Source organism: Phenylobacterium sp., assembly GCF_022402485.1.
Classification (GTDB): Bacteria; Pseudomonadota; Alphaproteobacteria; order Caulobacterales; family Caulobacteraceae; genus Phenylobacterium.
Window position 1 is genome coordinate 21,399 of the sequence record NZ_JAKRSA010000024.1, and the last position, 23,511, is coordinate 44,909.

Below are 23,511 nucleotides of genomic sequence, written 5' to 3' on the forward strand. Positions count from 1 at the left end.
GCGCAGGCGGTTTTGCACTAATTTAGGCGGAGTCTGGTCTATGGAGGCCAGGGTCTGTTCCAGCGCGCCAGGGGGCGCCAATGCCGCTCAAAATCGCCATCGTCGGCCGTCCGAATGTGGGTAAATCCACCCTGTTCAACCGGCTGGCCGGGCGGAAGCTCGCTATCGTGGACGACCTTCCCGGTGTGACCCGCGACCGCAAGTTCGCGTCGGGCCGGCTCGGCGACGTTGACCTGGAACTGATCGACACCGCCGGCTTCGAGGACGTTTCCGATGAGAGCCTCGAAGCGCGGATGCGTCAGCAAACCGAGCTGGCGGTCGAAGAGGCGGACTTGATTCTGTTCGTCATGGACTCCCGTGAGGGGGTCGCGCCGATGGACGAGGTGTTCGGCGAACTGCTGCGCAAGTCGAGCAAGCCTGTGATCCTGCTGGCCAATAAGGCCGAGGGCCGACGGGGCGATGACGGCACCCTGGACGCCTTCCGCCTGGGGTTTGGAGAGCCCATCCCGGTGTCGGCCGAGCATGGCGAGGGCATGGCAGATCTGTATGCCGAGGTCGTCCGTCGGTTTCCCGAGGGCGGTGAAGATGAAGACGACGGCGGCGTCAAACCCGTACAACTGGCCATTGTCGGGCGCCCAAATGCCGGCAAGTCGACCCTGGTCAACCGGCTGATCGGCGAAGATCGGCTGCTGACGGGACCTGAGGCGGGCATCACCCGGGACTCGATCCCTGTGGATTGGACCTGGGATGACCGGGCTATTCGGCTCGTGGACACTGCCGGGCTCCGACGCAAGGCCAAGGTTCAGGAAAAGCTGGAGCGGCTGTCCACACAGGACACCATCCGGGCCATCACCTTCGCCGAGGTGGTGCTGCTGGTGATGGATGCCACCCACCCCCTGGAAATTCAGGACCTGCAGATTGCGGACCTGGTGGAGCGCGAAGGCCGTGCCCTGGTCTTTGTGCTGGCTAAGTGGGATCTGGTGGAAGACCCCCAAATCCGCCTGAAGGAGCTTGAGGAAGAGGTCTCCCGCAAGCTGCCACAGGTCCGTGGCGCGCCGATGATCGCCCTGTCAGCAGAAACTGGGCGGAATCTCGATCGGTTGATGCCAGCCGTCTTCAAGGCCCACGATGACTGGTCGACCAAGGTCAAGACCCGCGACCTTAATGACTGGCTGGCCATGGCCGTGCAGCGCCATCCCCCGCCGGCGGTGAACGGCCGCCGCGTTCGCCCTAAATACATCACCCAGACCAAGGCCCGGCCGCCGACCTTCGTGCTGTTTGCCAGTCGCGCCAGCACCTTGCCCGACAGCTATCGCCGCTACCTGATCCACTCGATCCGCGAGAGCTTTGATCTGCCTGGCGTGCCGGTACGACTGACCGTGAAGTCCGGCGCCAACCCCTATGCTGAAGGTGAGGCCCGCTCGCCAGGCCCATCAAGGACCGCCCCCCGTAAGGCCAAGGCGTCCTCTGGCAAGGCCGGGACAAAGAAACCCGCTGGTGCAAAAGCGGCCCGCGTCGTCAAGGGCACCAAAGCCGGCAAGCCCGCTCGCCCCACCAAGGCCTCGGGCTTCGGCGGGGCCAAGGCGCGTCCGACCCGGGCGCGCCCGGTTAGTGGCCGGAAGACGCCTTCGAAGCCTTCCACTCGGAAAAGCTGACCGGCGCATGGGGCTGGCCCAGGTCAGCGCCGGCCAGTTCAACGATCATCGGTCCGATCTCGGCGGGATCAGGAAGATCCTCGGGATCTTCGCCCGGCATGGCCTCGGCGCGCATCTTGGTGCGCATGGCACCTGGATCGATCAGGGCGGCCCGTACGCGGGTGTTCTCAAGCTCATCGGCCCAGGTACGCACCAGATGCTCAGTGGCGGCCTTGGTGGCCCCATAGGCCCCCCAGAAGGCCTTGGGGCGGGCAACCCGGCTGCTGGTTAAGACGAGGGCCCGTCCGGCCGGGGCGGCCTTCAGCAGGCGCTCTGTGCTCCGCAGCAGACGGAAGGTAGCCGTCAGGTTGATCGCCACCGCCTTGTCCCAGGCCGATGGGTCAATATGCGATACAGGGGAAAGCCCCCCCAGAATGGCTGCGGCATGAACCAGGATATCCAGCTGGCCATGGCGTTCATGAATGGCGAAGCCCAGCTGGTCGATCCCGTCTCCATGGGCCAGGTCCAGGGGCACCAGTGTGGCCGGCCGGCCAGACACCGCACGGACCTTGTCATCCAGCACTTCCAGGCCGCCTTGAGTCCGGGCGACGGCCACCACATGGGCACCAGCCTGGGCCAGGGCGATGGCGCACTCGCGTCCAATGCCTCGGCTGGCACCGGTGACCAGGGCGATGCGGCCGGCAAGGGGCTGGGAAGAGGTATCCGTCATGGGACCTGTCTAGCTGATCTCTAAGGGGGGCTCGGCCCGTTTGGCATAATGTCCGGCGATGGCCGCGCAGGCCATCAGCTGGAACTGGTGATAAAGCATGATCGGCAGCAGGATGAAGCCCACTGTGGCGGCTGGGAACAGCACGGCTGCCATGGGGGCGCCTGCTGCGAGGCTCTTGTTGGAGCCCCCGAACAAGATCGTGGCTTCGTCCTCTACAGGGAACTTCAGCCGGCGGCTGATCCATACCGTCCAGCCAACCGAGCCTGCCAGGAGCACCAGGCAGATCAGTGACAGGCGGATGAGGTCGCCCATGGAGACCTGGCTCCAGATCCCCACGGCCACGGCACCTGAAAAGGCGTTGTAGACCACCAATAGAATGGAGCCGCGATCCACCAGGCTGGTTTGCTTGGCATGGCGTTGGATAAATCCGCCAATCCAGCGACGCATCAGTTGGCCGGCAATGAACGGGACCAGCAATTGCAGCAGGATGGCTTCGAAGGCGCCCCAGGACAGGCCGCCACCCTGGGCGCTGAGCAGCAGTCCCACCAGCAGCGGCGTTATCGCTACGCCCAGCAGGTTCGAGGCCGAGGCCCCACAGACGGCAGCCGCCACATTGCCCCGTGCGACGGCGGTAAAGCCTACGGCCGATTGAATGGTGGAGGGCAGACAGGCCAGATAGATGAGCCCCGGTGCCACGGCAGCCGGCACAATCCAGCTGGGCAGGCTAGAGAACAGCAGTCCAGCCACTGGAAACAGGGCAAAGGTGGTCAGCAGAACCACCAGATGCAGTCGCCAATGGGCGATCCCGGCAACCACAGCCTGGGGCGAGAGCTTGGCACCGTGCAGGAAGAACACGAGGGCGACGCCGATCTTTGTCGCCATGGCCACGACATCGGCGGCCTCGCCCCGAGCTGGGACAAGCGAGGCAAAAACCACCGTGGCCAGAATGGCCAGGATGTAGGGGTCGATCCGGAGTCGGGCGAGTGCGCCGCGAACGGCCTCGATCACGCGTCGACCAGGAAGGTCAGCTGGCGCTCATCTGCGGCGTTACGTCCCTCGGCGATCTCACGATCGAGCAGCCGGGTCGGATAGTCGCCGGTAAAATAGTGATCGGTGAATTGTGGGGCCGCCGGGTCGCGGGGATCGGATTCCATGGCCCAGTAGAGCCCGTCTACCGAAAGGAAGCCGAGGCTGTCGACCTCAAGCAGCTTGGCCATTTCCTCGAGGCTCTTATTGGCGGCCAGCAGCTGTTCGCGCTCGGGCATGTCGATGCCGTAGAAATCAGGCCATTTGATCGGCGGCGAGCCCGAACGGAGATGGACCTCCTTGGCACCAGCCTCGCGCACCATACGCACCACCCGCAGCGAATTGGTGCCGCGCACGATGGAATCATCGATCAGCATGACGCGCTTGCCGGCCAGTACGGCGCGGTTGGGGGACAGCTTCATGCGCACCCCCAGTTCGCGGGCGCCTTGGGTCGGCTGGATGAAGGTGCGCCCGACATAGTGGTTGCGCATGATGCCCATTTCGTAGGGCACGCCGGTTTCCTGTGCATAGCCCAGGGCGGCGGGGACGCCGGAGTCAGGGACGGGGACCACAACATCGCAGGGCGGGGCGCTTTCCTGAGCCAGGCGCCGGCCCATGCGTTTGCGTACCTCGTAGACCGAGCGGCCGTTCACCACCGAGTCCGGCCGTGCGAAATAGACGTATTCGAAGATGCAAGGCCGCGCCCGGGCAGCCGGGAAGGGGCGCAGGCTCTCCACCCCATTCTCGTCGATCACCACCATTTCGCCGTGTTCGATATCGCGGACAAAGCGGGCCCCGATCATGTCCAGGGCGCAGGTTTCCGAGGCCAGGACATAGGTCGTGTCGAGCATGCCCAGAACCAGGGGACGAATGCCCAGGGGATCACGCACGCCGATCAGTTTCTTGTTGGTCAGGGCGACCAGCGCGTAGCCGCCCTCGATCATCGACAGGGCGTCAATGAAGCGGTCGGTCATGCGCCCTTTTCGAGACCGGGCGACCAGATGCAGGATCACTTCGGAATCTGAGGTCGACTGGAAGATCGCTCCCTCTGCCACGAGGTTCTGTCGCAGGGTCAGGAAGTTGGTCAGGTTGCCATTGTGGGCCAGGGCGATGCCGCCGCTCTCCAGATCGGCGAACATGGGCTGGACGTTACGGATAAAGCTGCCGCCGGCTGTGGAGTACCTCGTATGGCCTATGGCAGCCCCGCCGGGCAGACGCTGGGCAAGGTCCGCATCGCCGAAGGCCTCTCCGACACGGCCCATATGCCGTTCAGTGTGGAACCGTTGCCCATCGAAACTGGCGATCCCGCAGGCTTCCTGACCGCGATGCTGCAGAGCGTGCAGGCCAAGGGCGGTCAGACCTGCAGCCTGGGCCGCGCCATAGATGCCAAAGACCCCGCATTCCAGGCGCAGGCTGTCGTCATCGGGATCCCGAACGGGGGCCGATCGGGTGGCGGTAGCAGGGCTCATCGGGATTTCTCCACCAGATCGTCGATGTCGTCGCGGGCGCGCTCGTCATAGCCGTCTTCCGAGGGCTGATCACCTGCGCCGTCTCGAACCGCGCCCGTGATGGCTGGGCGCAGCCTTTGGGCCACATCCAAACCCTTGGGCGCGATGGCTTTCAGCACCTCGCCGGCCGCCTTGGTCAAGGGATAAAGCGCCGCACCGGCAATCCACTGCGGGATTCGCTCTGCCGGGGTCGCCGCGTGGAAGGCGAGGCTGAAGGCCCCCAGCACCGCCAGAGAGCGCACAAGGCCGAATCCGGCCCCAATCGTTCGGTCTAGAAAGCCCAGGACCTGGGTGGCCTGGACCTGGTTGGCCATCTGGCCGCCTATCAGCCTCAGAACGCCATAAATCACCACGAAGACCACAAGAACGGCGGCAACATTGGCGGCCCAGGCAGGATCAACGAATTCCCGGAAGATGGGGCCAGAAACGCGCAGACCCCACAGGGCTGCAGCGCCCGCCACCAGGAGGGCCAGCACCGTCGCCATTTCGCGGACTGCGCCACGAAAGAAGCCGACACCCCCGGAGATCAGCAGGAGACCGAGGGCGATCATGTCGAACAGGGTCAAGAGCGACCTTTCCAATCCTGCTCGCCAATTCGCTTGATGGCGTCAGCGAGCCGGGCCACCGCATTGACGTTCATGCCGGTTGCGCCTTCAGCTTCCACGGGGCCCAGGGCCTGGCCAAACCCCAACTTGGCGGCTTCCTTCAGTCGACCGTCCATCCGGCTAACCTGGCGGATATCCCCCGAGAGACTGATCTCGCCAAACACGACGCAGTCCTGCGGGAGGGCGACATCGAGGGCCGATGAGGCCAGGGCCGCCGCCGCCGCCAGATCGGCGGCCGGTTCTGTGACTCTCAGGCCGCCGGCCACATTGAGATAGACGTCCTTGTCGCCAAACCCCAGTCCGCAGCGGGCCTCCAGCACCGCCAGAACCATGGCCAGTCGGCCTGAATCCCAGCCCACGACCGCGCGCCTCGGCGTGCCATAGGCGCTGGGCGCCACCAGGGCCTGAATTTCCACCAGGACCGGGCGCGAGCCCTCGATTCCGGCGAAGACCGCCGCGCCAGCCGCGCGTTCGCCCGCAGTGTTCAGGAACAGGGCCGAGGGATTGACCACCTCCATCAGGCCGGCGTCGGCCATCTCGAACACCCCGATTTCATCGGTGGCGCCGAACCGGTTCTTCACCCCGCGCAGGATCCGGAAGGGATAGCCCCGCTCGCCTTCGAACGTCAGCACCGCGTCGACCATGTGCTCAATGACCCGGGGACCGGCGATGGCCCCTTCCTTGGTCACGTGGCCCACCAGAATGACGGCCACCCCGCGCTTCTTGGCAATACGGACCAGTTCGCCAGCCGCGGCGCGAACCTGGGTCACCGACCCTGGGGCGGCCTCGTGGGCGTCGCTCCACATGGTCTGGATGGAGTCGATCACCACCAGGTCGAAGGCGTCGCGTTTCAGGCCGTCGAGGATGATCCGCAGCGACGTCTCTGCCGCCAATTGCACCGGTGCCTGAGCCAGGCCCATACGGTGGGCTCGGGCCCGGACCTGCTCTACGGCTTCTTCACCGGAGATGTAGGCGCAGCGGGCCCCGCGTAAGGCGGCCTGGCCGACCACCTGCATCAGAAGAGTAGACTTGCCCACACCAGGATCGCCCCCCACCAGCAGGGCGGAACCCGGGACGACGCCGCCGCCGCAAACCCGGTCGAACTCGGCCACGCCGGTGAGGATCCGCAGGGGAGCCGGGGTCTCGGTCTCCAGGGTTTCGAACACAAGCCCCCGTTGGCCCCGCCCGGTCTTGACGGGGGCGAGAGCGCCTGGCGGCCGTGACTGAGCCTCCTCGACCATGGTGTTCCAGGCCCCGCAGGCGGGACACTGGCCCGCCCACTTGCCATGCACCCCGCCGCAGGACTGGCAGACATAGACCGCGCCGTCTCTGGCCAAGCCAAACTCCTGATTCGGTGTTGCGACAGTCTAACGTCTCGGGGCGGGGTTTGATTGTCCCGGGCGGGTTATTGGTGGCCTAGCCCAGATAGACCCGCTGAGCACGGGATGACAGGCGCACCAGGCATTCGTGGGCGATGCTGCCGGCCGCCCGGGCTTGGTCATCCAGAAGGACATGGGGGCCCAGCAGCTCTACCATGTCCCCTGGCCTAGCCTCGGCGGTGCCCAGATCGATGACCGTGAGGTCCATGTCGACGATGTACAGCCGTCGGCGGGCTCCCGCTGCCCAGGCACTACCCCCTTTCCGGGTGGCGCGGATCACGCCATCGGCATAGCCCACACCCAGCAACGCGACCCGGGTCGTGGCCTCCGCCCGAATGGTCACGCCGTAGCCGATCAACTCGCCAGCTGCCACAGAGCGAATGTCGAGGATCGGGGCCTCAAGGCAGGCCACCGCCTTCAGCCGGGGGTCGGGTGTTTCCTGAGGGCCGCCGCCGAACAGACTGATTCCGGGGCGCACCATGTCAAACCGGTAGTCTGGCCCCAGGAAGGCCCCCGCTGAAGCCGCAAGGCTGGCCCGGGCATCGGGAAAAAGGCCCCGAACCTCTGCAAAGGCGCTGAGCTGCGCTGGGTTGCGGGGGTGGCCAGGGTCGGCACCAGAACCCAGATGGCTCATGACCAGGCCAATCTGCAGGCCTGCCAGCTGGTCGGTCGCCACAAGATGGCGGACCTCGATGCCCGCAAGCCCCTGGCGGTTCATGCCCGTGTCGACCTGCAGGGCGCAGGCCACGGGGCCAGGCTGAGTGTCGGCAAAGGCCCTGGCTGCAGACACTTGCGCGGTGCTGTTGAGCACAGGGGTCAGGCGGCTGGCACTCAGACGGGGGCCCGAGCCACCGGTGAACCCGTCCAGGACGAGGATATCGGCGGCAGCTTCGGCCAGATCCCTGCGCAGAGCCTCGCCCTCTTCCAGGCGGGCGACGAAGAAGGTTTTTGCGCCCTCCGCCCTGAGGCGCCGGGCAATAGGTCCAGCCCCCAGGCCGTAGCCGTCGGCCTTGACCACCGGCGCAACCTCCGCGCCGTTGGCCTCTTGGGCGATCACACGATAGTTGTGAGCCAGGGCGTCGAGGTCGATACTCAGCCTGGCGCGGGAGGAGGGGGCCATCTGCTCCCCTTGAACCGCAGTGCGCCGTCGCGCAAGTGCGCCGGCGTCAGTGGGGATCGTAGCGACCGTCCCGGGCCAGATTTCCGAACTTGGTCAGGTCCTCATGGAAGGAGAGTTTCACGGTGCCGATGGGACCGTGACGCTGCTTGCCGATGACGATTTCCGCCAGACCCCGCACCTGGTCCATCTGTTCCTGCCACTTGAAGTGCTCCTCAGTGCCTTCCCGGGGCTCGGTACGGCTGAGGTAATAGCTCTCGCGGTAGATGAACATGACCATGTCGGCGTCCTGTTCGATGGACCCAGACTCGCGAAGGTCCGAGAGCTGCGGGCGCTTATCCTCACGGTTCTCAACCTGACGTGAGAGCTGCGACAAGGCGATCACCGGCACCGAAAGTTCCTTGGCCAGGGCCTTGAGCCCCTGTGTGATGGCGCTGACCTCCTGCACCCGGTTGTCGCTGGAGCCTGACCCCACCGTCACCAGCTGAAGATAGTCGACCATGACGAGATCAAGGCCGGTGGTCCGCTTCAGGCGTCGGGCCCGGGCGGTGAGCTTGGCCAGGCTGAGGCCACCGGTCGCGTCGATATAGAGCGGGGCTTCCTGGATCTCGAGGGCGGCATCGCGGACCCGGCCAAACTCCATGGCATCGATCTCGCCCTTGCGCAGGCGGTCCCCGGAGACGCCAGAAGCTTCGGCAAGCAGGCGCATGGCCAGCTGCTCGGCGGACATTTCCAGGGAAAAGAAGGCCACGACGCCGCCGCTGACGGTCTTGCGGGTGCCGTCTGGTCGAGGCTCCCAGGCATAGTTGCGGGCCACATCGAAGGCGATGTTGCAGGCCAGCGAGGTCTTCCCCATGGACGGGCGGGCGGCGAGGATCACAAGGTCAGAAGGATGCAGGCCGCCGATTTTCTGGTCGAGATCGATCAGGCCGGTGGAGAGGCCTGCCAGACCACCATCCCGCGCATGGGCCTCAGCGGCCATGGCCACAGCCCCATGCAGGGCGTCGGCAAAGGGGATGAAGCCCTGACTGACCGATCCGGTCTCAGCCAGGGCGTAAAGCTGCTGCTCGGCCGACTCGATCTGGTCCCGGGCCGAGGTTTCCCCGTCTGCGGTCTGGGCACCCGCGGCGATGTCCTGTCCGATGCGGATCAGATCCCGGCGCAGGGCCAGGTCATAGACCGCGCGGGCATAGTCAGGGGCGTGGGTGGACGGTGGGGCCCGGTCCACCAGATTGGCCAGGTAGCGCAGGCCACCCAGTTCTTCGAAGGCGGGGTCGCGGGCGAACTGTTCGGCGATCAAGATCGGCTCGGCCAGCTGACCCTTGCGGATCGAGGTCTCGATGGCACCATAGAGGCGGCCATGGAACGGCTCAAAGAAATGCCGCGCCTGCAGATTGTCCCCCAGGCGCTCAAAGATGGCATTGTCATAGAGCAGCGCCCCGAGCAGGGCTTGCTCAGCCTCGATATTGGCCGGGGCATGGGCCAGTTGGGGCAGATCGTCCTGCGGCAGGCGCAGATCAAGGGCGGGAACGAGAGCCATAGGTTGCTGATAGCTTAACACCGCCTCGGCGCCCCGCAGGGATCTTTCCTGGTGCACAGGAAAACCGGGCCCCTGTGGACAGCTTGAGGCGCTCGACCCAGTACTGATGACGCGCCACCAGGGGGCGATGAGCAAGGCTCATGAAAAACGGCCCGAAGCCTGGGCTCCGGACCGTTGATCGTCATCGTCTCAATCCCAATCCGAAGCTAAACCTTGGACCGGAAGGTCGCTGGGGTCAGGACTCGACGTAGTCGCCTTCGATCTGACCTGCGCCGCCTTCCAGGAGATCGGCAGCAGCTTCTTCGGCGGCGGCACGGTCTTCCTCGAACTGCGAGGTGATGATGTTCTCGCCACGGGCCTGACGATCGGCTTCGTCCTGGCTGCGGGCGATGTTCAGGTGAACCGTCACGACCACTTCGGCGTGCAGGCGAACCTTTACTGCATGCATGCCCAGGGTCTTGATCGGCTTGTCGAGCACGACCATCGGGCGGTCGATATTTCCGCCTTCGGCGTTAACGGCGTCAGCCACATCACGTCCGGAAACCGAACCGTAGAGCTGACCGCTCTCGCCGGCCTGACGGATCAGCACGTAGCTGGTCCCGTCCAGACCTTCGCCGGTCTTGGCGGCCTCGGCGCGAGCCTCGGCATTGCGGGCTTCGATCGTCGCACGCTGGGCCTCGAAGACCTTCATGTTCGCGGTGGTGGCGCGAAGGGCCTTGCGGCGCGGCAGGAGATAGTTGCGGGCGTAGCCGTCCTTGACGGTTACAACTTCGCCGAGGGCACCACGGCCGTCGACACGTTCAAGCAGGATGACCTTCATAGCTTCTGGTCCCTCACTTCACGACATAGGGAAGAAGGGCGAGGAAGCGGGCGCGCTTGATCGCACGGGCCAGTTCACGCTGCTTCTTGGCCGAAACGGCGGTGATCCGCGACGGCACGATCTTGCCGCGTTCTGAGACGTAGCGCTGCAGCAGCTTCACGTCCTTATAGTCGATCTTCGGGGCACCGGCACCCGAGAAGGGGCAAACCTTGCGGCGACGGAAGAACGGACGGCGGGGCGAGGCGGCGGCGGGTGCGCCGGCGGTATCGTTGGTGTCAGTCATGGTTCCAGATCCTCCCCTTAGACGTCGTCGCGGCGCGGTTCGCCGTCACGGCGGGACTCGCCATCACGACGGGGACCGTCCTCGCGGCGCGGTTCGCGCTCGCGGTCACGGCGGGCCAGCACCGGCGACAGCTCCAGGTCGAGCTCATCAACGCGGACGGTCATGTAGCGCAGGACGTCTTCGTTCAGAGAGAGCAGGCGCTCCATCTCCTTGACGGCCTCGGGCTTGGCATCGATCGACAGCAGGGAGTAGTGGCCCTTGCGGTTCTTCTTGATGCGATAGGTGAGGTTGCGGAGGCCCCAGTACTCGATCTTGGCCACGGCACCGCCGCTTTCCTCGATCATCGACTTGAGCTGGTCATTGAGGGCTTCGGCCTGTTGCGGCGAGATGTCCTGCCGCGAAATGACCACGTGTTCGTAGAGCGCCATTTTTCCTCTTCCGTTGTGGAGGGCGGCGTGATCGACGGCGGAAGTCCGTCGGCCACGATGGATCTCTGGCGCGGCGGTCGAGCGAGCCCCGACCTGTTCGCGTTCCGGCAAGAGACCGCCTTCCGTGAAGAGGCGGGCTAGTACGCCAAAATCCCAGTCAGGGCAAGCTCAGCTCGCGCCGCCGGGCGGCGGGGTTTGGTCGGTCAGAACAGCTGCGCCTCCTGAGACCGGGTCTGGAGGCTTGGCTCAAGACCTCGGTTGGGCGCTGATCCAGGGCGCTGGGGGCGGAAAAGCTCTGTTAATCCAATGTGAGTAGGGTGGCGTCTCGGAGTCCCATTGCTCCGCAAAGGAGGAAGAAATGTCTTCCGGAAGAAGTTCGTCCTACCGCCGGGTGGTATCGGACCATTTCGAGCCCCAGGACGAGAGTGATCCGGCCGCCCATCGTCGCCTGCGCGGGCTGCTGGAGCAGATTGACTACACGGCCTTTGCGTCAAACCGCGAGGTCGTGGCGCAAATGATCGGTCCGGTCGATGTGGCCAAGTTTCAGCGCCTGGCCCTGGCGGCCGCACATGCCCGAGCCGCTTGGGTAGGGGAGGGCCTTGCCCTCGCCGGGGGATCGCACCTGATGACCCCTGAACAGACATCTCGCTTGGCTCAACTGCGCGCCACCTTCGAAGAGTTGGCGGAGGTCTATGAGGCCATGCGCCGAATGATCGAGCGCGGCTATCTGCAATGCGGGCCAGCCGTCAGCCCGCGCTGACCACAGTCAAGGCGGATTGTGCGCCTCAATGAACCGGTCGACCAATCCAGTCGACCAGGACGGGGAGCACCTGCTCGGGTGGCGCATAGCCTCGGGTCACAATCCCGTAGTGGCCGGCCTCATCTGGGCCGCCGACCAGGGTGGGAAAGCCGGTGACCCCTGATTTCTGTGACACGGCGTAGTCTGCCCAGGTCTCGTTCTCAGCGTCCTCGCTGCGCCAGTTGACGCGGAACGCGTCCAGATCCGCGCCGGGCACCACCTTGCCCAGGATGTCGCTGAGCACGTCCTCCTTTGTGATATCTCGTCCCTGGCCGTAAAACGCGTGTTGAATGGCCCCCAGATAGTCGAGGGCGAGGTCTGGCCGTTCCCGGCGGATTACGACCACGGCGCGGGCTGCCGGATCGGTGTCGTATATAAAGCCTTCGCCGGCCATCGCCGCGTCGCTGAAAGGCTGCCCTGAGGCTGCGGCCACATCCCCCCAGTGGCCGCGTAGCTTGAGCTTGGCCTCCTCGGTCATGGCCTCGGTGGTCCCAGGCCGCAGACCGCCCATCACCAGCCGTACCGGCAGGGTGTCGCCAAAGGCGGCACGCACCGTGCTGATCACCGGCCAGAACCCGTAGCACCACGAGCACATGGGATCGGCGAAGTAGATCAGGTGTCGGTCGCTCACGGCGGGCTCCGGCGAAATGGGGACCCCACGTGAGTCCCTTCGGCATCTAAAGTCTGAACCATCCCCTGAGGTCCGTCACCCCGGCGGCGGCTGGAATGGCGCCTAAGCTTGCCGGGTTCTGCCTAATCCCCTAACCCTCGCGGCTTCGGAATCGAATGCGTGCGCCGGGCTCCGGACGCCGCCAGCCAGGGAGCCCATGCCATGAGCCTCGCCTTTCTCTTTCCCGGCCAGGGCAGCCAGGCCGTCGGTATGGGCGTCGACCTGGCCGAAACCTTCTCGGCCGCCCGGGAGGTTTTCCAGGAGGTGGATGACGCCCTGGGACAAAAGCTGTTCGCCCTGATGCGAGACGGTCCGGAAGCGGACCTGACGCTCACTGAAAACGCTCAGCCAGCGTTGATGGCCGTCAGCCTCGCCGTCAGCCGGGTGCTGGAGAAGGAGTTTGGCGTTGGGGTTGACCGCGCCGCCTTCGTCGCAGGCCACAGTCTCGGGGAGTACTCTGCCCTGGCCGCTGCCGGGGCGATCAGTCTGGCCGACACGGCCAGGCTTTTGAAGCTGCGCGGCCAGGCCATGCAGCGGGCCGTGCCAGTGGGGGAGGGGGCCATGGCCTCCCTGATCGGGCCCAAGACCGATGTCGCCCTGGCCGAGGCCGCTGCGGCTGCGGGCGCTGCGGTTGGGATATGCGTCGTGGCCAACGATAACAACCAGGGCAATGTGGTGATCTCTGGGGCCAAGGCCGCGGTGGACCGCGCCATTGAGAAGGCCAAGGAACTGGGCGCTCGTGCCATTCCCTTGAATGTGTCCGCCCCTTTCCACTGTCCACTGATGCAGCCCGCGGCTGACGAGATGGCCGTGGCTTTGGCCAGCGCGACCATCATTTCGCCCCGCGCGCCCCTGGTGGCCAATGTCACGGCGAGGCCGGTGCATGACCCCGAGGAGATTCGACGCCTGTTGATCGAACAGGTGACCGGGCGGGTTCGCTGGCGCGAGAGCGTTACCTGGCTGGTGGAAACCGGCGGCGTGACCCGGTTCGCCGAGGCTGGCGCGGGCAAGGTTCTGTCAGGGATGGCCAAGCGGATTGCCCCGGATGCCGAAGCGACCCCGCTGAATTCGCCGGCTGACCTCGAAGCCTTCGCCAAGTCCCTCTAAGTTCCAGCTGCCTCGGGAGACGCTGAGATGTTTGATCTATCGGGAAAGACCGCCCTGGTCACCGGCGCCACCGGCGGTATCGGCGCTGCCCTGGCCCGGGCGCTCCATGCCCAGGGGGCCCACGTCGTGCTCTCGGGCACACGGCAGGCGGTGCTCGACGAGATGGCTGGCGGGTTGCAGGCCCGCGTCAGCGTGGCGGCGGCCAACCTGTCTGATCCCGACTCGGTGGACGGACTGGTCGCAGCCGCGGAGGCAGCTGCAGGGGCTCCCCTGGATATCCTGGTGGCCAATGCAGGCATTACCCGCGATGGGCTGTTGATGCGGATGAAGGATGAGGACTGGGACGCGGTCATCCGCGTCAATCTGGAATCCTATTTCCGCCTGAGCCGGGCGGCCATGAAGGGGATGATGAAGCGCCGCTATGGCCGAATCATCGGCATCACCTCTGTGGTCGGGGTGATGGGTAATCCCGGCCAAACCAACTATGCGGCGTCTAAGGCGGGCATGATTGGGTTCTCCAAAGCCTTGGCCCAGGAGGTCGGCAGCCGGGGAATCACCGTCAACTGCATCGCGCCTGGCTTCATCGAGAGCCCGATGACCGACGCGCTCAACGAGGCGCAAAAGACCCAGATTCTCTCCACCATTCCCACGGGTCGTCTGGGGACTGGGGATGAGATTGCCGCCGCTTGCGTCTATCTGGCCAGCCCCGAAGCCGCCTATGTCACGGGCCAAACCCTTCACGTCAACGGCGGGATGGCGATGATCTGACCAAGCCTGCTGGCGGCTGGCCTCGCCGGAAGGAACATGCTACGGCGCTCGCCGATTAAACTGGCCTGGACTGCCTGGGACCGCTTCGGAGGTCTCAAACCCAACACCGCCGAAGGTTGACAAGGCGTCTTCCGTCGCGGATGCATCAGTTGAATTTAGAGGGACTAAAAGCGAATGTCCGACATTCTGGAACGCGTGCGCAAGATCGTCATCGAGCACCTCGACGCCGATCCCGAGAAGGTCACCGAGAAGGCCAGCTTCATTGACGATCTGGGCGCTGACAGCCTCGACAACGTCGAACTGGTCATGGCCTTCGAAGAAGAATTCGATATCGAAATCCCCGACGACGCCGCTGAGCATATCCAGACGGTTGGCGACGCCGTGAAGTTCATCCAGGAACGTCTGGGCGCCTGACGCCTGGGCGTCTTTGCCTGACGTCCTGACACATGACCGCCGCGTCCCTTAGGCCCCAGCGCCGGAGAGGCGCGGCGGTTTTGTTTTGGGGCCGGCCCTGGGAGTAGAAACGCCATGTCCACCGCCAACACCCGCCGCGTCGTCGTCACTGGCCTTGGTCTGGTCACCCCGCTCGGCGCGGGTGTCGAGGTCACCTGGAAAGCGATCCTGGCCGGCAAGTCCGGGGCTGGGAACATCACCACTTTCGACGCCTCGGCCTATGCCTGCAATGTGGCCTGCGAAGTGCCTCGGGTGGATGGCCGCGGCGGTGGCGGTGCCGATGTCGAGGGTGCCTTTGATCCCGACAGCGTGATGTCCCAGAAGGACCAGCGCCGGATCGACGACTTCATCCTCTACGCCATCGCCGCCGCCGACGAGGCCGTGAAGGACTCCGGATGGGCACCGCAGGACGACGAGGGCCGCGAGCGGACCGGTGTCATTATCGGCTCGGGCATTGGTGGTCTGGCGACGATTGAAAAGACCAGCATCGAACTGCACGAAAAGGGCCCGCGCCGGGTCTCTCCGTTCTTCATTCCTTCGGCGCTGATCAACCTGGCTTCGGGTCAGGTTTCCATCCGACATGGCTTCAAGGGCCCGAACCACTCGGTGGTCACCGCCTGCGCCACCGGGGCCCATGCGGTCGGCGATGCGGCCCGCATGATCAAGTATGGCGACGCCGATGTCATGGTCGCCGGCGGTGCTGAAGCCGCCATCTGTCCCGTCGGTATTGCAGGTTTCATCGCTTGCCGCGCCATGTCCACCGGCTTCAACGACGATCCGACCAAGGCGAGCCGGCCCTATGACAAGGGCCGGGACGGCTTCGTCATGGGCGAGGGCGCTGGGGTTCTGGTGCTTGAGGAGTACGAGCACGCCAAGGCGCGCGGCGCCAAGATCTATGCCGAGGTGGCTGGCTACGGCCTGGCGGGCGACGCCTACCACATCACCGCGCCGTCTGAGGACGGTGATGGCGGGTTCCGGGCCATGCAGGCGGCGATCAAGGATGCGGGCATTACGCCTGCAGACATCGACTACATCAATGCGCACGGCACCTCGACGCCCCTGGGCGACGAGATCGAACTGGGGGCTGTCGAGCGCCTGCTGGGCAATTCGGCGTCCCGCGTGACCATGTCGTCGACCAAGTCGGCGACGGGGCATCTGCTGGGGGCGGCCGGGGCGATCGAGGCGGCGTTCACCTGCCTGGCGATCCGCGATCAGATCGCGCCGCCCACGATCAATTTGGATGATCCTTCGGTGCAGACCCCGATCGACCTGGCGGCCAATAAGGCCCAGCCTCGGGAGATCAAGGTCGCGCTTTCCAACAGCTTCGGCTTCGGGGGCACCAACGCCTCCGTGGTTTTCAAACAAGTCTGATCCATGCCCAGAACGCCCCGCGCCCGCCCGACCAGATCGGACGCCGGCGTTTCCCCTCTTCGCCGATTGATGGTGACTCTGGTCAGCGCCGCAGTGACCTTCGCCTTGGTTCTGACCCTGGCTGGGGTCTGGGCCCTATGGATGTTCCAGGGGCCTGGTCCAGCCGCAGAGACAGACACCACCACTGTGATCCTGCGTCGCGGCGCAGGGTTGCCAGAGATCGCCTCGACGCTTGAGGGGGCCGGCGTGATCTCGTCGGCACCGATCTTCCTGGCCGCCGCCCAGGCGACAGGCGCTGCCCGCAGCCTCAAGGCCGGGGAGTATGAGTTTCCCGCCCGGCGGCCTATGGCCGGGGTTTTGGATGACATCCGCGCGGGACGGGTGGTGCGCCACTTCGTGACGATACCTGAGGGGATTACCTCGGAGATGGTGGTGGAGATCCTGGCGGAAAATCCCCTGCTCACCGGTGTGGCCCCCTCGCCGCCCGAGGGGGCCTTGCTGCCGGAAACCTATCAGATCGAGCGGGGTGAGGACCGGGCCGCCGTCCTGAAGCGGATGATGGACGCCCACGATGAAGTGCTGGCTCTGCTGTGGTCCAGGCGTCAGCCGGGGCTGCCCATCAACAGCCCGCAAGAGGCCGTGATCCTGGCCTCGGTGGTGGAAAAAGAGACGGCATTGGGATCTGAGCGCCCGCAGGTGGCATCAGTCTTCGTCAACCGCCTGCGCCGGGGTATGCGCCTGGAGAGTGACCCGACCATCATCTACGGGCTGACCAAGGGTCGGCCCTTGGGGCGAGGGATCCGTCAGTCGGAGCTGGACCGCCAGACCCCCTACAACACCTATCAGATCGATGGCCTGCCGCCGACGCCGATCTGCAATCCTGGCCGCGCCGCCTTGGCCGCTGTGCTGGACCCGCCGCAGACCGACTATCTGTTCTTCGTCGCGGACGGCAGCGGGGGGCACGCCTTCTCGGCCACCTATGACGAACACCGTCGCTATGTGGAACGGTGGCGCAGGATCGAACGGGCTCGGGCCGCGCCGGCCACCTCTGCCCCTGCAGCGCCCCTGGATGCTCCGGTGACAGCGGCACCATGAGGCCCAGACCTGTGACGAAGATCATCGGCCCACTGCAGTCGCGCTCCCCCAGGGAAGGCTGAACATGGCCTTTTCAGGCATGACCGGTTTTGGCCGCGTGGAAGGCGTAGCCGGAGACTGGACCTGGGCAGCAGAGGCCCGGTCGGTCAACGGCCGCAATCTCGACGTTCGGTTTCGTGGCCCGCCCGGGTTCGAGAGCCTGGAACGTATCGCCCGGGATGGGGCCCAGGCGCGGTTTCAGCGGGGCCAGATCACCGTGGGCCTGCAGGCCAAGCGCACCGAGAGCCAGGCCCAGGTCCGTATCAATCTCGACCAGGTCGAGCGCTATCTGGCCGTTACCGCGGCTCTGGTGGCTGATGGGCGTGCCAGCCCGCCGAGCCTCGATGGTCTGCTCGCCCTGCGGGGGGTGATCGAAGTGGCCGAGACCGACGCCGATCCCGAGGCCCTGGCCCAAGTCGAGGCGGCGATGGCGGTGTCGATTTCGGGCGCTCTGGAGGCCTTGAAGACCGCCCGTGACGGCGAGGGCGTGGCGCTGTCAGGCGTCCTCATGGGACTCACAGACAAGATAGCCGACCTCACGCGTCAGGCAGAGGACTTGGCCACGGGCCAGCCGGAGGTGCTCAAGGCGCGCTTTGAGCGGCGGATGCGCGAACTCATCGGCGATCCCGCCGGCCTGGACGAGCGTATTGTTCAGGAGGCCGCCGCCATGGCCGTCAAGGTCGACGTCCGCGAGGAACTGGACCGCCTGGCGGGCCATGTGGACTCTGCCCGCGCCATGCTGAGCGGCGACGGTCCGGTGGGCCGGCGGCTGGACTTTCTGACCCAGGAATTCATGCGCGAAGCCAACACCCTCTGCTCGAAATCGGCACTCTCGGCCCTGACGGCTGTGGGGCTCGAGCTCAAGGCTGTCATCGAGCAGCTGCGTGAGCAGGTGCAGAATGTGGAATAGACACCCGGCAAGCGTCCGCCCCGAGCAGATCTGAGTCTGATGATCCAGAGTTCCATTCCCCGCCGCGGCCTCATGCTGCTGATCTCGAGTCCCTCAGGCGCGGGCAAGACCTCGCTGTCGCGCCGGCTGGTGGCTGATCATGCTGATCTGGAGCTCTCGATTTCGGCCACCACCCGCGACCCCCGTCCAGGCGAGGTGAACGGTCGTGAGTATCACTTTGTGGACCGGCCCGCCTTTGACCAGATGGTGGCGGACGACGCCTTCCTTGAATGGGCCAATGTGCATGAACATCGCTATGGCAGCCCGCAGCGGCCAGTGATGGACGCCCTGGGGACCGGACACGATGTGCTGTTCGATATTGACTGGCAGGGGGCGGCTCAGATCTCCAAGCGGGCACCCGGAGATGTGGTGCGGGTGTTTATCCTGCCCCCCACCATGGCCGAGTTGTCCCGGCGTCTGCATGCCCGGGCCCAAGACCGGGAAGATGTGATTCAGCGCCGTCTGGGCCGGGCCTATGGGGAGATCGAGCGGGCGATCGACTACGACTATGTGATCGTCAATGATGACTACGACCGCGCCTATGCCGACCTGGCTCATATCTATCACGCGGAGCGTCTTAAGCGGGTCCGCAACCCAGGCCTTGCCGATTTTGTCCAAGGGCTGCTCGACGAACGGCTCTAGGGCTACGGCGTCTGTCGGTCTTCGCTGGATGTCGTCTGCAAGCCTCCTGTGAGGCCCCGCATGTCTCGCCCGGTGGGTGCCTGGAACAACCGCAGGTCAAACTCCGGAAGGATCGACAGAATGTGGTCAAAGATGTCGCTTTGGATGGCCTCATAGGCCTCCCACTGGATGGTGTTGGCAAAGGCATAGATCTCTAGCGGCAGCCCCTGTGGGGTGGGATCGAGCTGGCGCACCAGCAGGGTCTTCTCCTTGGCGATGCCGGGGTGGACCTTGAGATAGGCCAGCACATAGGCCCGAAAGGTACCGACATTCGTCAGCCGCCGCGTGTTCACCGGGTCGCGGCCAGACTTCACCAGGGACTCGTTCCAGGCTTCGAGATCCCTGGTCTTGCTCGCCAGATAAAGGTCGAGCAGGGCAAATCGGCTGAGGTTCTCCCGCTCCTCGGGGGTAAGGAACCGGATGGTGGTCTGATCCAGCAGGACAGCACGCATGATCCGGCGCCCACCGGACTCCTGCATGCCACGCCAGTTGACGAACGACTCGTTGATCAGCCGCCAGGTGGGAATGGTGGTGATCGTCTTGTCGAAGTTCTGAATCTTCACCGTATGCAAGGCGATATCGATCACGTCGCCATTGGCGTTGAGCTGTGGCATCTCGATCCAGTCACCGACCCTGATCATGTCGTTGCTGGTCAGCTGAACCGAAGCCACCAGGGACAGGATCGTGTCCCGGAACACCAGCAGCAGAACTGCAGCCATGGCGCCGAGGCCGGAGATCAGCAGCAGGGGTGAGCGGTCCAGTAGCGTGGCCACCACCAGGATGGCTGCGGCGACATAAAGGATGATCTTGCCGACCTGAACATAGCCCTTGATGGGCCGCTGCCGCGCCCCAGGGCGCCTGGCATAGAGCGCATTGACCAGATTCAGCCCGCCGGTGATCGCCAGGATCACCGTCAGGATCATGAAGGCTGCGGCCACATTGCGAACAACGCTCTCGGCCGCCAGGGGGAGGTGGGGCACCAGCAGCACCGCCTGATAAACCACCACGGCAGGCGCCACATTGGCCAGTCGGGCGATCACCTCCCGGAAAAAGGTCTCGGTGTCATCCTTCAGGGTGAGGCCCAACGCCCGCCGCATGATCCGCAACAGCACGTGTTGGGTCAGCCAGTTGACGATGGTCGCCAGGGCCCCCAGCAGGGCGAGACCGATAAGGGTTTGAAGATGGGGGTAGTCGCTGAGGCCCGCGAGGGCCTGATCCAGGTCCAACATCGGTTGGTCCTAGAGCCTTTTGCCGCCGATGGGAATCAGGCTGGCCAAAACGAGGGGCAGATTCGCCTCTGATGCTCGCTCCCGGCGAAGGGGCCAGTCAGCGGTTAAGCGGTAGTTTCAGCCTTCAAAAGTGCACTGGCCAAAGCCATGAATTCCTCCAGCGCCAGGGTCTCTGCCCTGCGAGATGGGTCAATCCCGGCGGACTCGCAGAGGTCGGCCCCGCCCACCACCTTCAGGCTGGATCTCAGCATTTTCCGCCGCTGCCCAAAGGCGGCTTGGCTCACCCGTTCCAAGGCTGAAATCAGGGGTTCGGGGGGCCGATCGGGCAGGGGATCGAGCCGCACGACGGCGGAGTCGACCTTGGGCGGCGGGGTGAAGGCCCTGGCGGGGGCCTCCATCACGATCTTGGCCTGCGCTGTGGCCTGGGCGATCAGGGCGAGGCGACCATAGGCATCATCCCCGGGGCGAGCGACAATGCGCTGTGCCACCTCCTTCTGGAACATCAGGGTCATGGAGGCCGGTCTATAGGACCCCGTCAGCCACTTGATCAGCAGGGCTGTGCCGATGTTGTAGGGCAGATTCGAGACGATGGTGACCGGCGCTCCCCCGGTCAGGTCGGTCTCATTGACCTTCAAGGCGTCGGCCATCTCAATCTTCAAGCGATCCTCAGAAATCGCAGATAAGTCCTTCAGAAGAGGTAGAAATCTCTGATCTTTCTCAATGACCGTGACATGCGCCCCTGCCTCCAGGAGGGCGCGGGTCAGGCCTCCAGGGCCTGGGCCGATCTCAAGGACTTGTCGCCCCTCCAAGGGCCCCGCAAGCCGGGCGATCTTGCGGGTGATATTGAGGTCCAGCAGGAAGTGCTGCCCAAGGCCCTTATCGGCCATCAGCCCATGGGCTTCGAGGCTTTCGCGCAAGGGCGGCAGATCGCTCAGGGCGCTCATGGCCGGCGCTCTGAGATCGCCATGGCCATGCGGATCGCCGCAATCATGCTGTCAGGTCTCGCAAGCCCCCGCCCGGCGATGTCGAAAGCTGTGCCGTGATCTGGGGAGGTTCGAACAATGGGTAGGCCCAGGGTGATGTTCACCCCGCCCCAGAAGTCCAGCATCTTCACAGGGATCAGGGCCTGATCGTGATAAAGGCAAAGTACCGCGTCGTAGGTCGCCCGCGCGGCCTCATGGAACAGACTGTCAGCAGGGCTTGGTCCGCTGGCATTGACCCCCAGGTCACGCAGGGCGCGAACTGCCGGTCCGACGATCTGAAGCTCTTCTCGGCCGATGGTCCCGCCTTCGCCGGCATGGGGATTGAGTCCGGCCACCGCCAGCCTGGGCGCCTCGATGCCGAAGTCACGCCGTAGGGCCTGGGCGGTCACCAGGCCGGCATTGACGATTTTCTCCACCGAAAGGCTCGCCGAGACCTCAGCAAGGGGGGTGTGCACGGTCACAAGGGAGACCCGCAAGCCTGGGGCCGCCAGCATCATGACCGGACCCCGGGCACCGTCAAAGCGGTGATCCAGCGTCAGTTCGCCCAGAAACTCCGTGTGGCCGGGAAAAGGAAACCCGGCTCCATACAGGGTCTGCTTGGCGATAGGTGCGGTGACCACCCCACCCACGGCACCGGAAAGGGCCAGGCCCACGGCGGTCTCAATCCATGAGATCACGGCCTTGGCGGCCCGCGGAGAGGGCGCTCCGGCCACCACCGGCTCGAGCAGTGGAATATCGATTACCGGCAGGGCGTCGGCAAAGACCTGGCTGGCGTCTTCCACCGAGCTGATCGGCCTGACGACACCGCTGGTGCCGCCGGTCGCAGAGGCCACCTGATTCAGGTCGCCGACCACCACAAAGGTTGGCCCCGTGTGGCGGAGGGCACTCCAGGCCTTGAAGACAATCTCTGGCCCGATCCCGGCGGGATCACCGAGACTGATCGCCAGGGGACGGTTTTTCACCGGGTCTCGATAGTGGCGGCGTTCCGAAGATCGCGCATGTAACGCCGGGCAATGAGGCCAAGCTGGTCAAAGAACAACCGACGCTCCACCAGCTGGGGCGAGAGGTCGGCGGCACCGGAGGATCGCTTGCCGCAAACCGCGACGATGTGCATGCCGGCTTCGGTCCGGATGGGCTCTGACAACTGGCCAACCTCAAGGGTCTCGGCCGCCGCCCGGAACGCTGGGGCCAGATCCCCGATCTCGGCCTCGCCCAGGTCGCCTGCGACGATGCCGGCTTCCTGCCCGGCCACAGCCTCAAGGTCTTCGCAGCCTGTGATGCGGCTGCGCAGGGCCATCAAGCGGCTCCGTGCCGCCTCAACCTGGGTCGCCGAAGCGTCTGCGGCGACGCCGACAGCCGCCTGTTTCAGATTGACCACCGTAGCGCCCGCACCGGAGCGCTTGTCGCGGAGATAGACGATGTAAACCCCATCAGACACGGGGATGGGACGTGACAGCTGACCCGGTCGCATCTGCTCCAGGGCCTGCTCGACCTCAGTCGGCACTTCCCCAGTGCTGACCCAGCCGGCGTCTCCACCGGCGGCGGCTGTGGGTGCGGCAGAGAACTGCCGGGCCACGGCCTGGAACGGTGCACCCTGCTGCATCTGGCTGACCAGCTGTTCGGCACCCCGCAAGGCCACATCCATGCCGCCGACCCGAACGCTGTCGATGAAGACCTCGCTCATCTGATATTGCGTGCGGGAAGCCTGGGCCTGCTGCTGTTCCAGCACGGCGCGGACCTGGTCATCGCCGATACGAAGGCGCGAGCCGAAGCGCCCCTGAACCCAGCGCTGCCAACTGGTCTGGGCCCGGACTTGCTCTCGCAGAGAGCCAAGAACGCCCTGGGAGCGCAGCATGCTGCTGAACTGCTCAGGGGTCATGTTGTTGCCTTGGGCGAGCTCGGCAAGTTCCTCGTCCACATCCCCGTCGCTGGCGATGATGCTGAACTTCTGCTCCACCTCCACCCGACGAAGCTCCTGCATCTGCAAGGCCTCGTCCACTAGCGCGATGAGGGCTTCCTGCTGGATCTGCGGCAGGTTCTGCTCGGTGGGTTGAACACCCGTTGTAGCAATCAGCAGACGCATCCGCTGCGCCAGGTCATAGGTCGAGATAATCTCGTCATTGACCACGGCGGCGGCATATTCGGAGAGGCCAGCCGCCGGCGCAGGGCGATCCGGGGCCACATCCTGGGCCTTGGCCGAGGTGGACAGGGCAGCGGAGGCCAGAAGCGCCACGAGGGCCACGCCGCAGGCCGCTCGGCCGCGGACTGAACGCGCAGACAACATTGCTTGGGTCATT

24 protein-coding genes are annotated in these 23,511 nt (G+C 65.2%); 9 read left to right on the plus strand and 15 right to left on the minus strand.

The features are described from left to right. The first annotated feature begins 80 nt into the window (after window positions 1–80). A complete protein-coding gene (gene der, locus MH112_RS09125; RefSeq protein WP_365786774.1) occupies window positions 81–1,655 on the plus strand; it encodes a ribosome biogenesis GTPase Der in 1,575 nt (524 codons plus the stop codon). On the opposite strand, the gene MH112_RS09130 is transcribed toward der, so the two are convergent. The 10 genes from MH112_RS09130 to rpsF form a co-directional block, all read right to left on the minus strand. Then, complete coding sequence (locus tag MH112_RS09130; protein ID WP_296566814.1) at window positions 1,609–2,364, minus strand: SDR family NAD(P)-dependent oxidoreductase; 756 nt, start codon at window positions 2,362–2,364, stop codon at window positions 1,609–1,611. The genes der and MH112_RS09130 overlap by 47 nt on opposite strands. Before the next feature lie 9 nt (window positions 2,365–2,373). Next, window positions 2,374–3,372, minus strand: a complete 999-nt coding sequence (locus MH112_RS09135; RefSeq protein WP_365786778.1) for a bile acid:sodium symporter family protein — start codon at window positions 3,370–3,372, stop codon at window positions 2,374–2,376. Then, window positions 3,369–4,859 carry an amidophosphoribosyltransferase gene (gene purF, locus MH112_RS09140; protein ID WP_296566817.1) on the minus strand — a complete coding sequence of 497 codons (1,491 nt, stop codon included), beginning with the start codon at window positions 4,857–4,859 and terminating at the stop codon, window positions 3,369–3,371. Before purF ends, MH112_RS09135 begins: the two co-directional genes overlap by 4 nt. Next, complete coding sequence (locus MH112_RS09145; RefSeq protein WP_296566819.1) at window positions 4,856–5,464, minus strand: CvpA family protein; 609 nt, start codon at window positions 5,462–5,464, stop codon at window positions 4,856–4,858. The genes purF and MH112_RS09145 overlap by 4 nt, the downstream gene beginning before the upstream one ends. Continuing rightward, a complete protein-coding gene (gene radA, locus MH112_RS09150) occupies window positions 5,461–6,840 on the minus strand; it encodes a DNA repair protein RadA (RefSeq protein WP_296566842.1) in 1,380 nt (459 codons plus the stop codon). Before radA ends, MH112_RS09145 begins: the two co-directional genes overlap by 4 nt. A 79-nt stretch (window positions 6,841–6,919) precedes the next feature. Further along, window positions 6,920–8,002 (minus strand): alanine racemase, encoded by a 1,083-nt coding sequence (gene alr, locus MH112_RS09155; protein ID WP_296566846.1) that lies wholly within the window; start codon window positions 8,000–8,002, stop codon window positions 6,920–6,922. A gap of 46 nt (window positions 8,003–8,048) precedes the next feature. Further along, on the minus strand, window positions 8,049–9,539 hold the full coding sequence (locus MH112_RS09160) for a replicative DNA helicase (RefSeq protein WP_296566847.1): 1,491 nt from the start codon (window positions 9,537–9,539) through the stop codon (window positions 8,049–8,051). A 235-nt stretch (window positions 9,540–9,774) separates the two neighbouring features. Beyond that, the gene (gene rplI / locus MH112_RS09165) at window positions 9,775–10,359 is read right to left on the minus strand and encodes a 50S ribosomal protein L9 (protein WP_296566851.1); all 585 of its coding nucleotides are present in this window, start codon (window positions 10,357–10,359) and stop codon (window positions 9,775–9,777) included. A 13-nt stretch (window positions 10,360–10,372) separates the two neighbouring features. Continuing rightward, window positions 10,373–10,642, minus strand: coding sequence for a 30S ribosomal protein S18 (gene rpsR / locus MH112_RS09170; RefSeq protein ID WP_296566853.1), 270 nt, complete (start codon window positions 10,640–10,642; stop codon window positions 10,373–10,375). A 17-nt stretch (window positions 10,643–10,659) separates the two neighbouring features. Further along, window positions 10,660–11,070, minus strand: coding sequence for a 30S ribosomal protein S6 (gene rpsF / locus MH112_RS09175; RefSeq protein ID WP_296566856.1), 411 nt, complete (start codon window positions 11,068–11,070; stop codon window positions 10,660–10,662). Window positions 11,071–11,428: 358 nt separating this feature from the next. Between rpsF and MH112_RS09180 the strand changes: the two genes are divergently transcribed. Then, the gene (locus MH112_RS09180) at window positions 11,429–11,830 is read left to right on the plus strand and encodes a hypothetical protein (protein WP_296566858.1); all 402 of its coding nucleotides are present in this window, start codon (window positions 11,429–11,431) and stop codon (window positions 11,828–11,830) included. 25 nt (window positions 11,831–11,855) lie between these two features. Here the strand turns inward: MH112_RS09180 and MH112_RS09185 are convergent, their stop codons facing one another. Further along, window positions 11,856–12,500 (minus strand): DsbA family protein, encoded by a 645-nt coding sequence (locus MH112_RS09185; RefSeq protein WP_296566860.1) that lies wholly within the window; start codon window positions 12,498–12,500, stop codon window positions 11,856–11,858. Window positions 12,501–12,701: 201 nt separating this feature from the next. Between MH112_RS09185 and fabD the strand changes: the two genes are divergently transcribed. The 7 genes from fabD (at window position 12,702) to gmk (ending at window position 18,963) form a co-directional block, all read left to right on the plus strand. Then, window positions 12,702–13,646, plus strand: coding sequence for an ACP S-malonyltransferase (gene fabD, locus MH112_RS09190; protein ID WP_296566863.1), 945 nt, complete (start codon window positions 12,702–12,704; stop codon window positions 13,644–13,646). Between the two features lie 27 nt (window positions 13,647–13,673). After that, entirely contained in the window at window positions 13,674–14,414 is a 741-nt protein-coding gene (gene fabG / locus MH112_RS09195) for a 3-oxoacyl-[acyl-carrier-protein] reductase (protein WP_296566866.1), read from the plus strand. Window positions 14,415–14,588: 174 nt separating this feature from the next. Beyond that, window positions 14,589–14,828 (plus strand): acyl carrier protein, encoded by a 240-nt coding sequence (locus MH112_RS09200; protein ID WP_293318447.1) that lies wholly within the window; start codon window positions 14,589–14,591, stop codon window positions 14,826–14,828. A 114-nt stretch (window positions 14,829–14,942) separates the two neighbouring features. Beyond that, complete coding sequence (fabF, locus tag MH112_RS09205; RefSeq protein WP_296566870.1) at window positions 14,943–16,238, plus strand: beta-ketoacyl-ACP synthase II; 1,296 nt, start codon at window positions 14,943–14,945, stop codon at window positions 16,236–16,238. 69 nt (window positions 16,239–16,307) lie between these two features. Further along, window positions 16,308–17,333, plus strand: coding sequence for an endolytic transglycosylase MltG (gene mltG / locus MH112_RS09210; RefSeq protein WP_296566874.1), 1,026 nt, complete (start codon window positions 16,308–16,310; stop codon window positions 17,331–17,333). Between the two features lie 64 nt (window positions 17,334–17,397). Further along, window positions 17,398–18,282 (plus strand): YicC/YloC family endoribonuclease, encoded by an 885-nt coding sequence (locus MH112_RS09215; protein WP_296566876.1) that lies wholly within the window; start codon window positions 17,398–17,400, stop codon window positions 18,280–18,282. A 39-nt stretch (window positions 18,283–18,321) separates the two neighbouring features. Next, window positions 18,322–18,963, plus strand: coding sequence for a guanylate kinase (gmk, locus tag MH112_RS09220; protein WP_296566878.1), 642 nt, complete (start codon window positions 18,322–18,324; stop codon window positions 18,961–18,963). Between the two features lie 2 nt (window positions 18,964–18,965). Here gmk and MH112_RS09225 read toward each other — a convergent pair whose 3' ends face one another. The 4 genes from MH112_RS09225 to MH112_RS09240 all read right to left on the minus strand — a co-directional run bounded on the left by MH112_RS09225 (window position 18,966) and on the right by MH112_RS09240 (window position 23,498). After that, the gene (locus MH112_RS09225) at window positions 18,966–20,231 is read right to left on the minus strand and encodes a mechanosensitive ion channel family protein (RefSeq protein ID WP_296566880.1); all 1,266 of its coding nucleotides are present in this window, start codon (window positions 20,229–20,231) and stop codon (window positions 18,966–18,968) included. Between the two features lie 104 nt (window positions 20,232–20,335). Further along, window positions 20,336–21,175, minus strand: a complete 840-nt coding sequence (gene rsmA, locus MH112_RS09230) for a 16S rRNA (adenine(1518)-N(6)/adenine(1519)-N(6))-dimethyltransferase RsmA (protein ID WP_296566885.1) — start codon at window positions 21,173–21,175, stop codon at window positions 20,336–20,338. Beyond that, complete coding sequence (pdxA, locus tag MH112_RS09235) at window positions 21,172–22,176, minus strand: 4-hydroxythreonine-4-phosphate dehydrogenase PdxA (RefSeq protein ID WP_296566889.1); 1,005 nt, start codon at window positions 22,174–22,176, stop codon at window positions 21,172–21,174. Before pdxA ends, rsmA begins: the two co-directional genes overlap by 4 nt. Further along, window positions 22,173–23,498 carry a peptidylprolyl isomerase gene (locus MH112_RS09240; protein ID WP_296566892.1) on the minus strand — a complete coding sequence of 442 codons (1,326 nt, stop codon included), beginning with the start codon at window positions 23,496–23,498 and terminating at the stop codon, window positions 22,173–22,175. Before MH112_RS09240 ends, pdxA begins: the two co-directional genes overlap by 4 nt. Between the last annotated feature and the right edge of the window lie 13 nt (window positions 23,499–23,511).

Coding starts and splice junctions, on each gene's coding strand:
- der (WP_365786774.1), top strand. CDS start 81: ATGCCGCTCAAAATCGCCATCGTCGGCCGTCCGAATGTGGGTAAATCC.
- MH112_RS09130 (WP_296566814.1), bottom strand. CDS start 2,364: ATGACGGATACCTCTTCCCAGCCCCTTGCCGGCCGCATCGCCCTGGTC.
- purF (WP_296566817.1), bottom strand. CDS start 4,859: ATGAGCCCTGCTACCGCCACCCGATCGGCCCCCGTTCGGGATCCCGAT.
- alr (WP_296566846.1), bottom strand. CDS start 8,002: ATGGCCCCCTCCTCCCGCGCCAGGCTGAGTATCGACCTCGACGCCCTG.
- MH112_RS09160 (WP_296566847.1), bottom strand. CDS start 9,539: ATGGCTCTCGTTCCCGCCCTTGATCTGCGCCTGCCGCAGGACGATCTG.
- rplI (WP_296566851.1), bottom strand. CDS start 10,359: ATGAAGGTCATCCTGCTTGAACGTGTCGACGGCCGTGGTGCCCTCGGC.
- rpsR (WP_296566853.1), bottom strand. CDS start 10,642: ATGACTGACACCAACGATACCGCCGGCGCACCCGCCGCCGCCTCGCCC.
- rpsF (WP_296566856.1), bottom strand. CDS start 11,070: ATGGCGCTCTACGAACACGTGGTCATTTCGCGGCAGGACATCTCGCCG.
- MH112_RS09180 (WP_296566858.1), top strand. CDS start 11,429: ATGTCTTCCGGAAGAAGTTCGTCCTACCGCCGGGTGGTATCGGACCAT.
- fabD (WP_296566863.1), top strand. CDS start 12,702: ATGAGCCTCGCCTTTCTCTTTCCCGGCCAGGGCAGCCAGGCCGTCGGT.
- fabG (WP_296566866.1), top strand. CDS start 13,674: ATGTTTGATCTATCGGGAAAGACCGCCCTGGTCACCGGCGCCACCGGC.
- MH112_RS09200 (WP_293318447.1), top strand. CDS start 14,589: ATGTCCGACATTCTGGAACGCGTGCGCAAGATCGTCATCGAGCACCTC.
- fabF (WP_296566870.1), top strand. CDS start 14,943: ATGTCCACCGCCAACACCCGCCGCGTCGTCGTCACTGGCCTTGGTCTG.
- mltG (WP_296566874.1), top strand. CDS start 16,308: ATGGTGACTCTGGTCAGCGCCGCAGTGACCTTCGCCTTGGTTCTGACC.
- MH112_RS09215 (WP_296566876.1), top strand. CDS start 17,398: ATGGCCTTTTCAGGCATGACCGGTTTTGGCCGCGTGGAAGGCGTAGCC.
- gmk (WP_296566878.1), top strand. CDS start 18,322: ATGATCCAGAGTTCCATTCCCCGCCGCGGCCTCATGCTGCTGATCTCG.
- MH112_RS09225 (WP_296566880.1), bottom strand. CDS start 20,231: ATGTTGGACCTGGATCAGGCCCTCGCGGGCCTCAGCGACTACCCCCAT.
- rsmA (WP_296566885.1), bottom strand. CDS start 21,175: ATGAGCGCCCTGAGCGATCTGCCGCCCTTGCGCGAAAGCCTCGAAGCC.
- MH112_RS09240 (WP_296566892.1), bottom strand. CDS start 23,498: ATGTTGTCTGCGCGTTCAGTCCGCGGCCGAGCGGCCTGCGGCGTGGCC.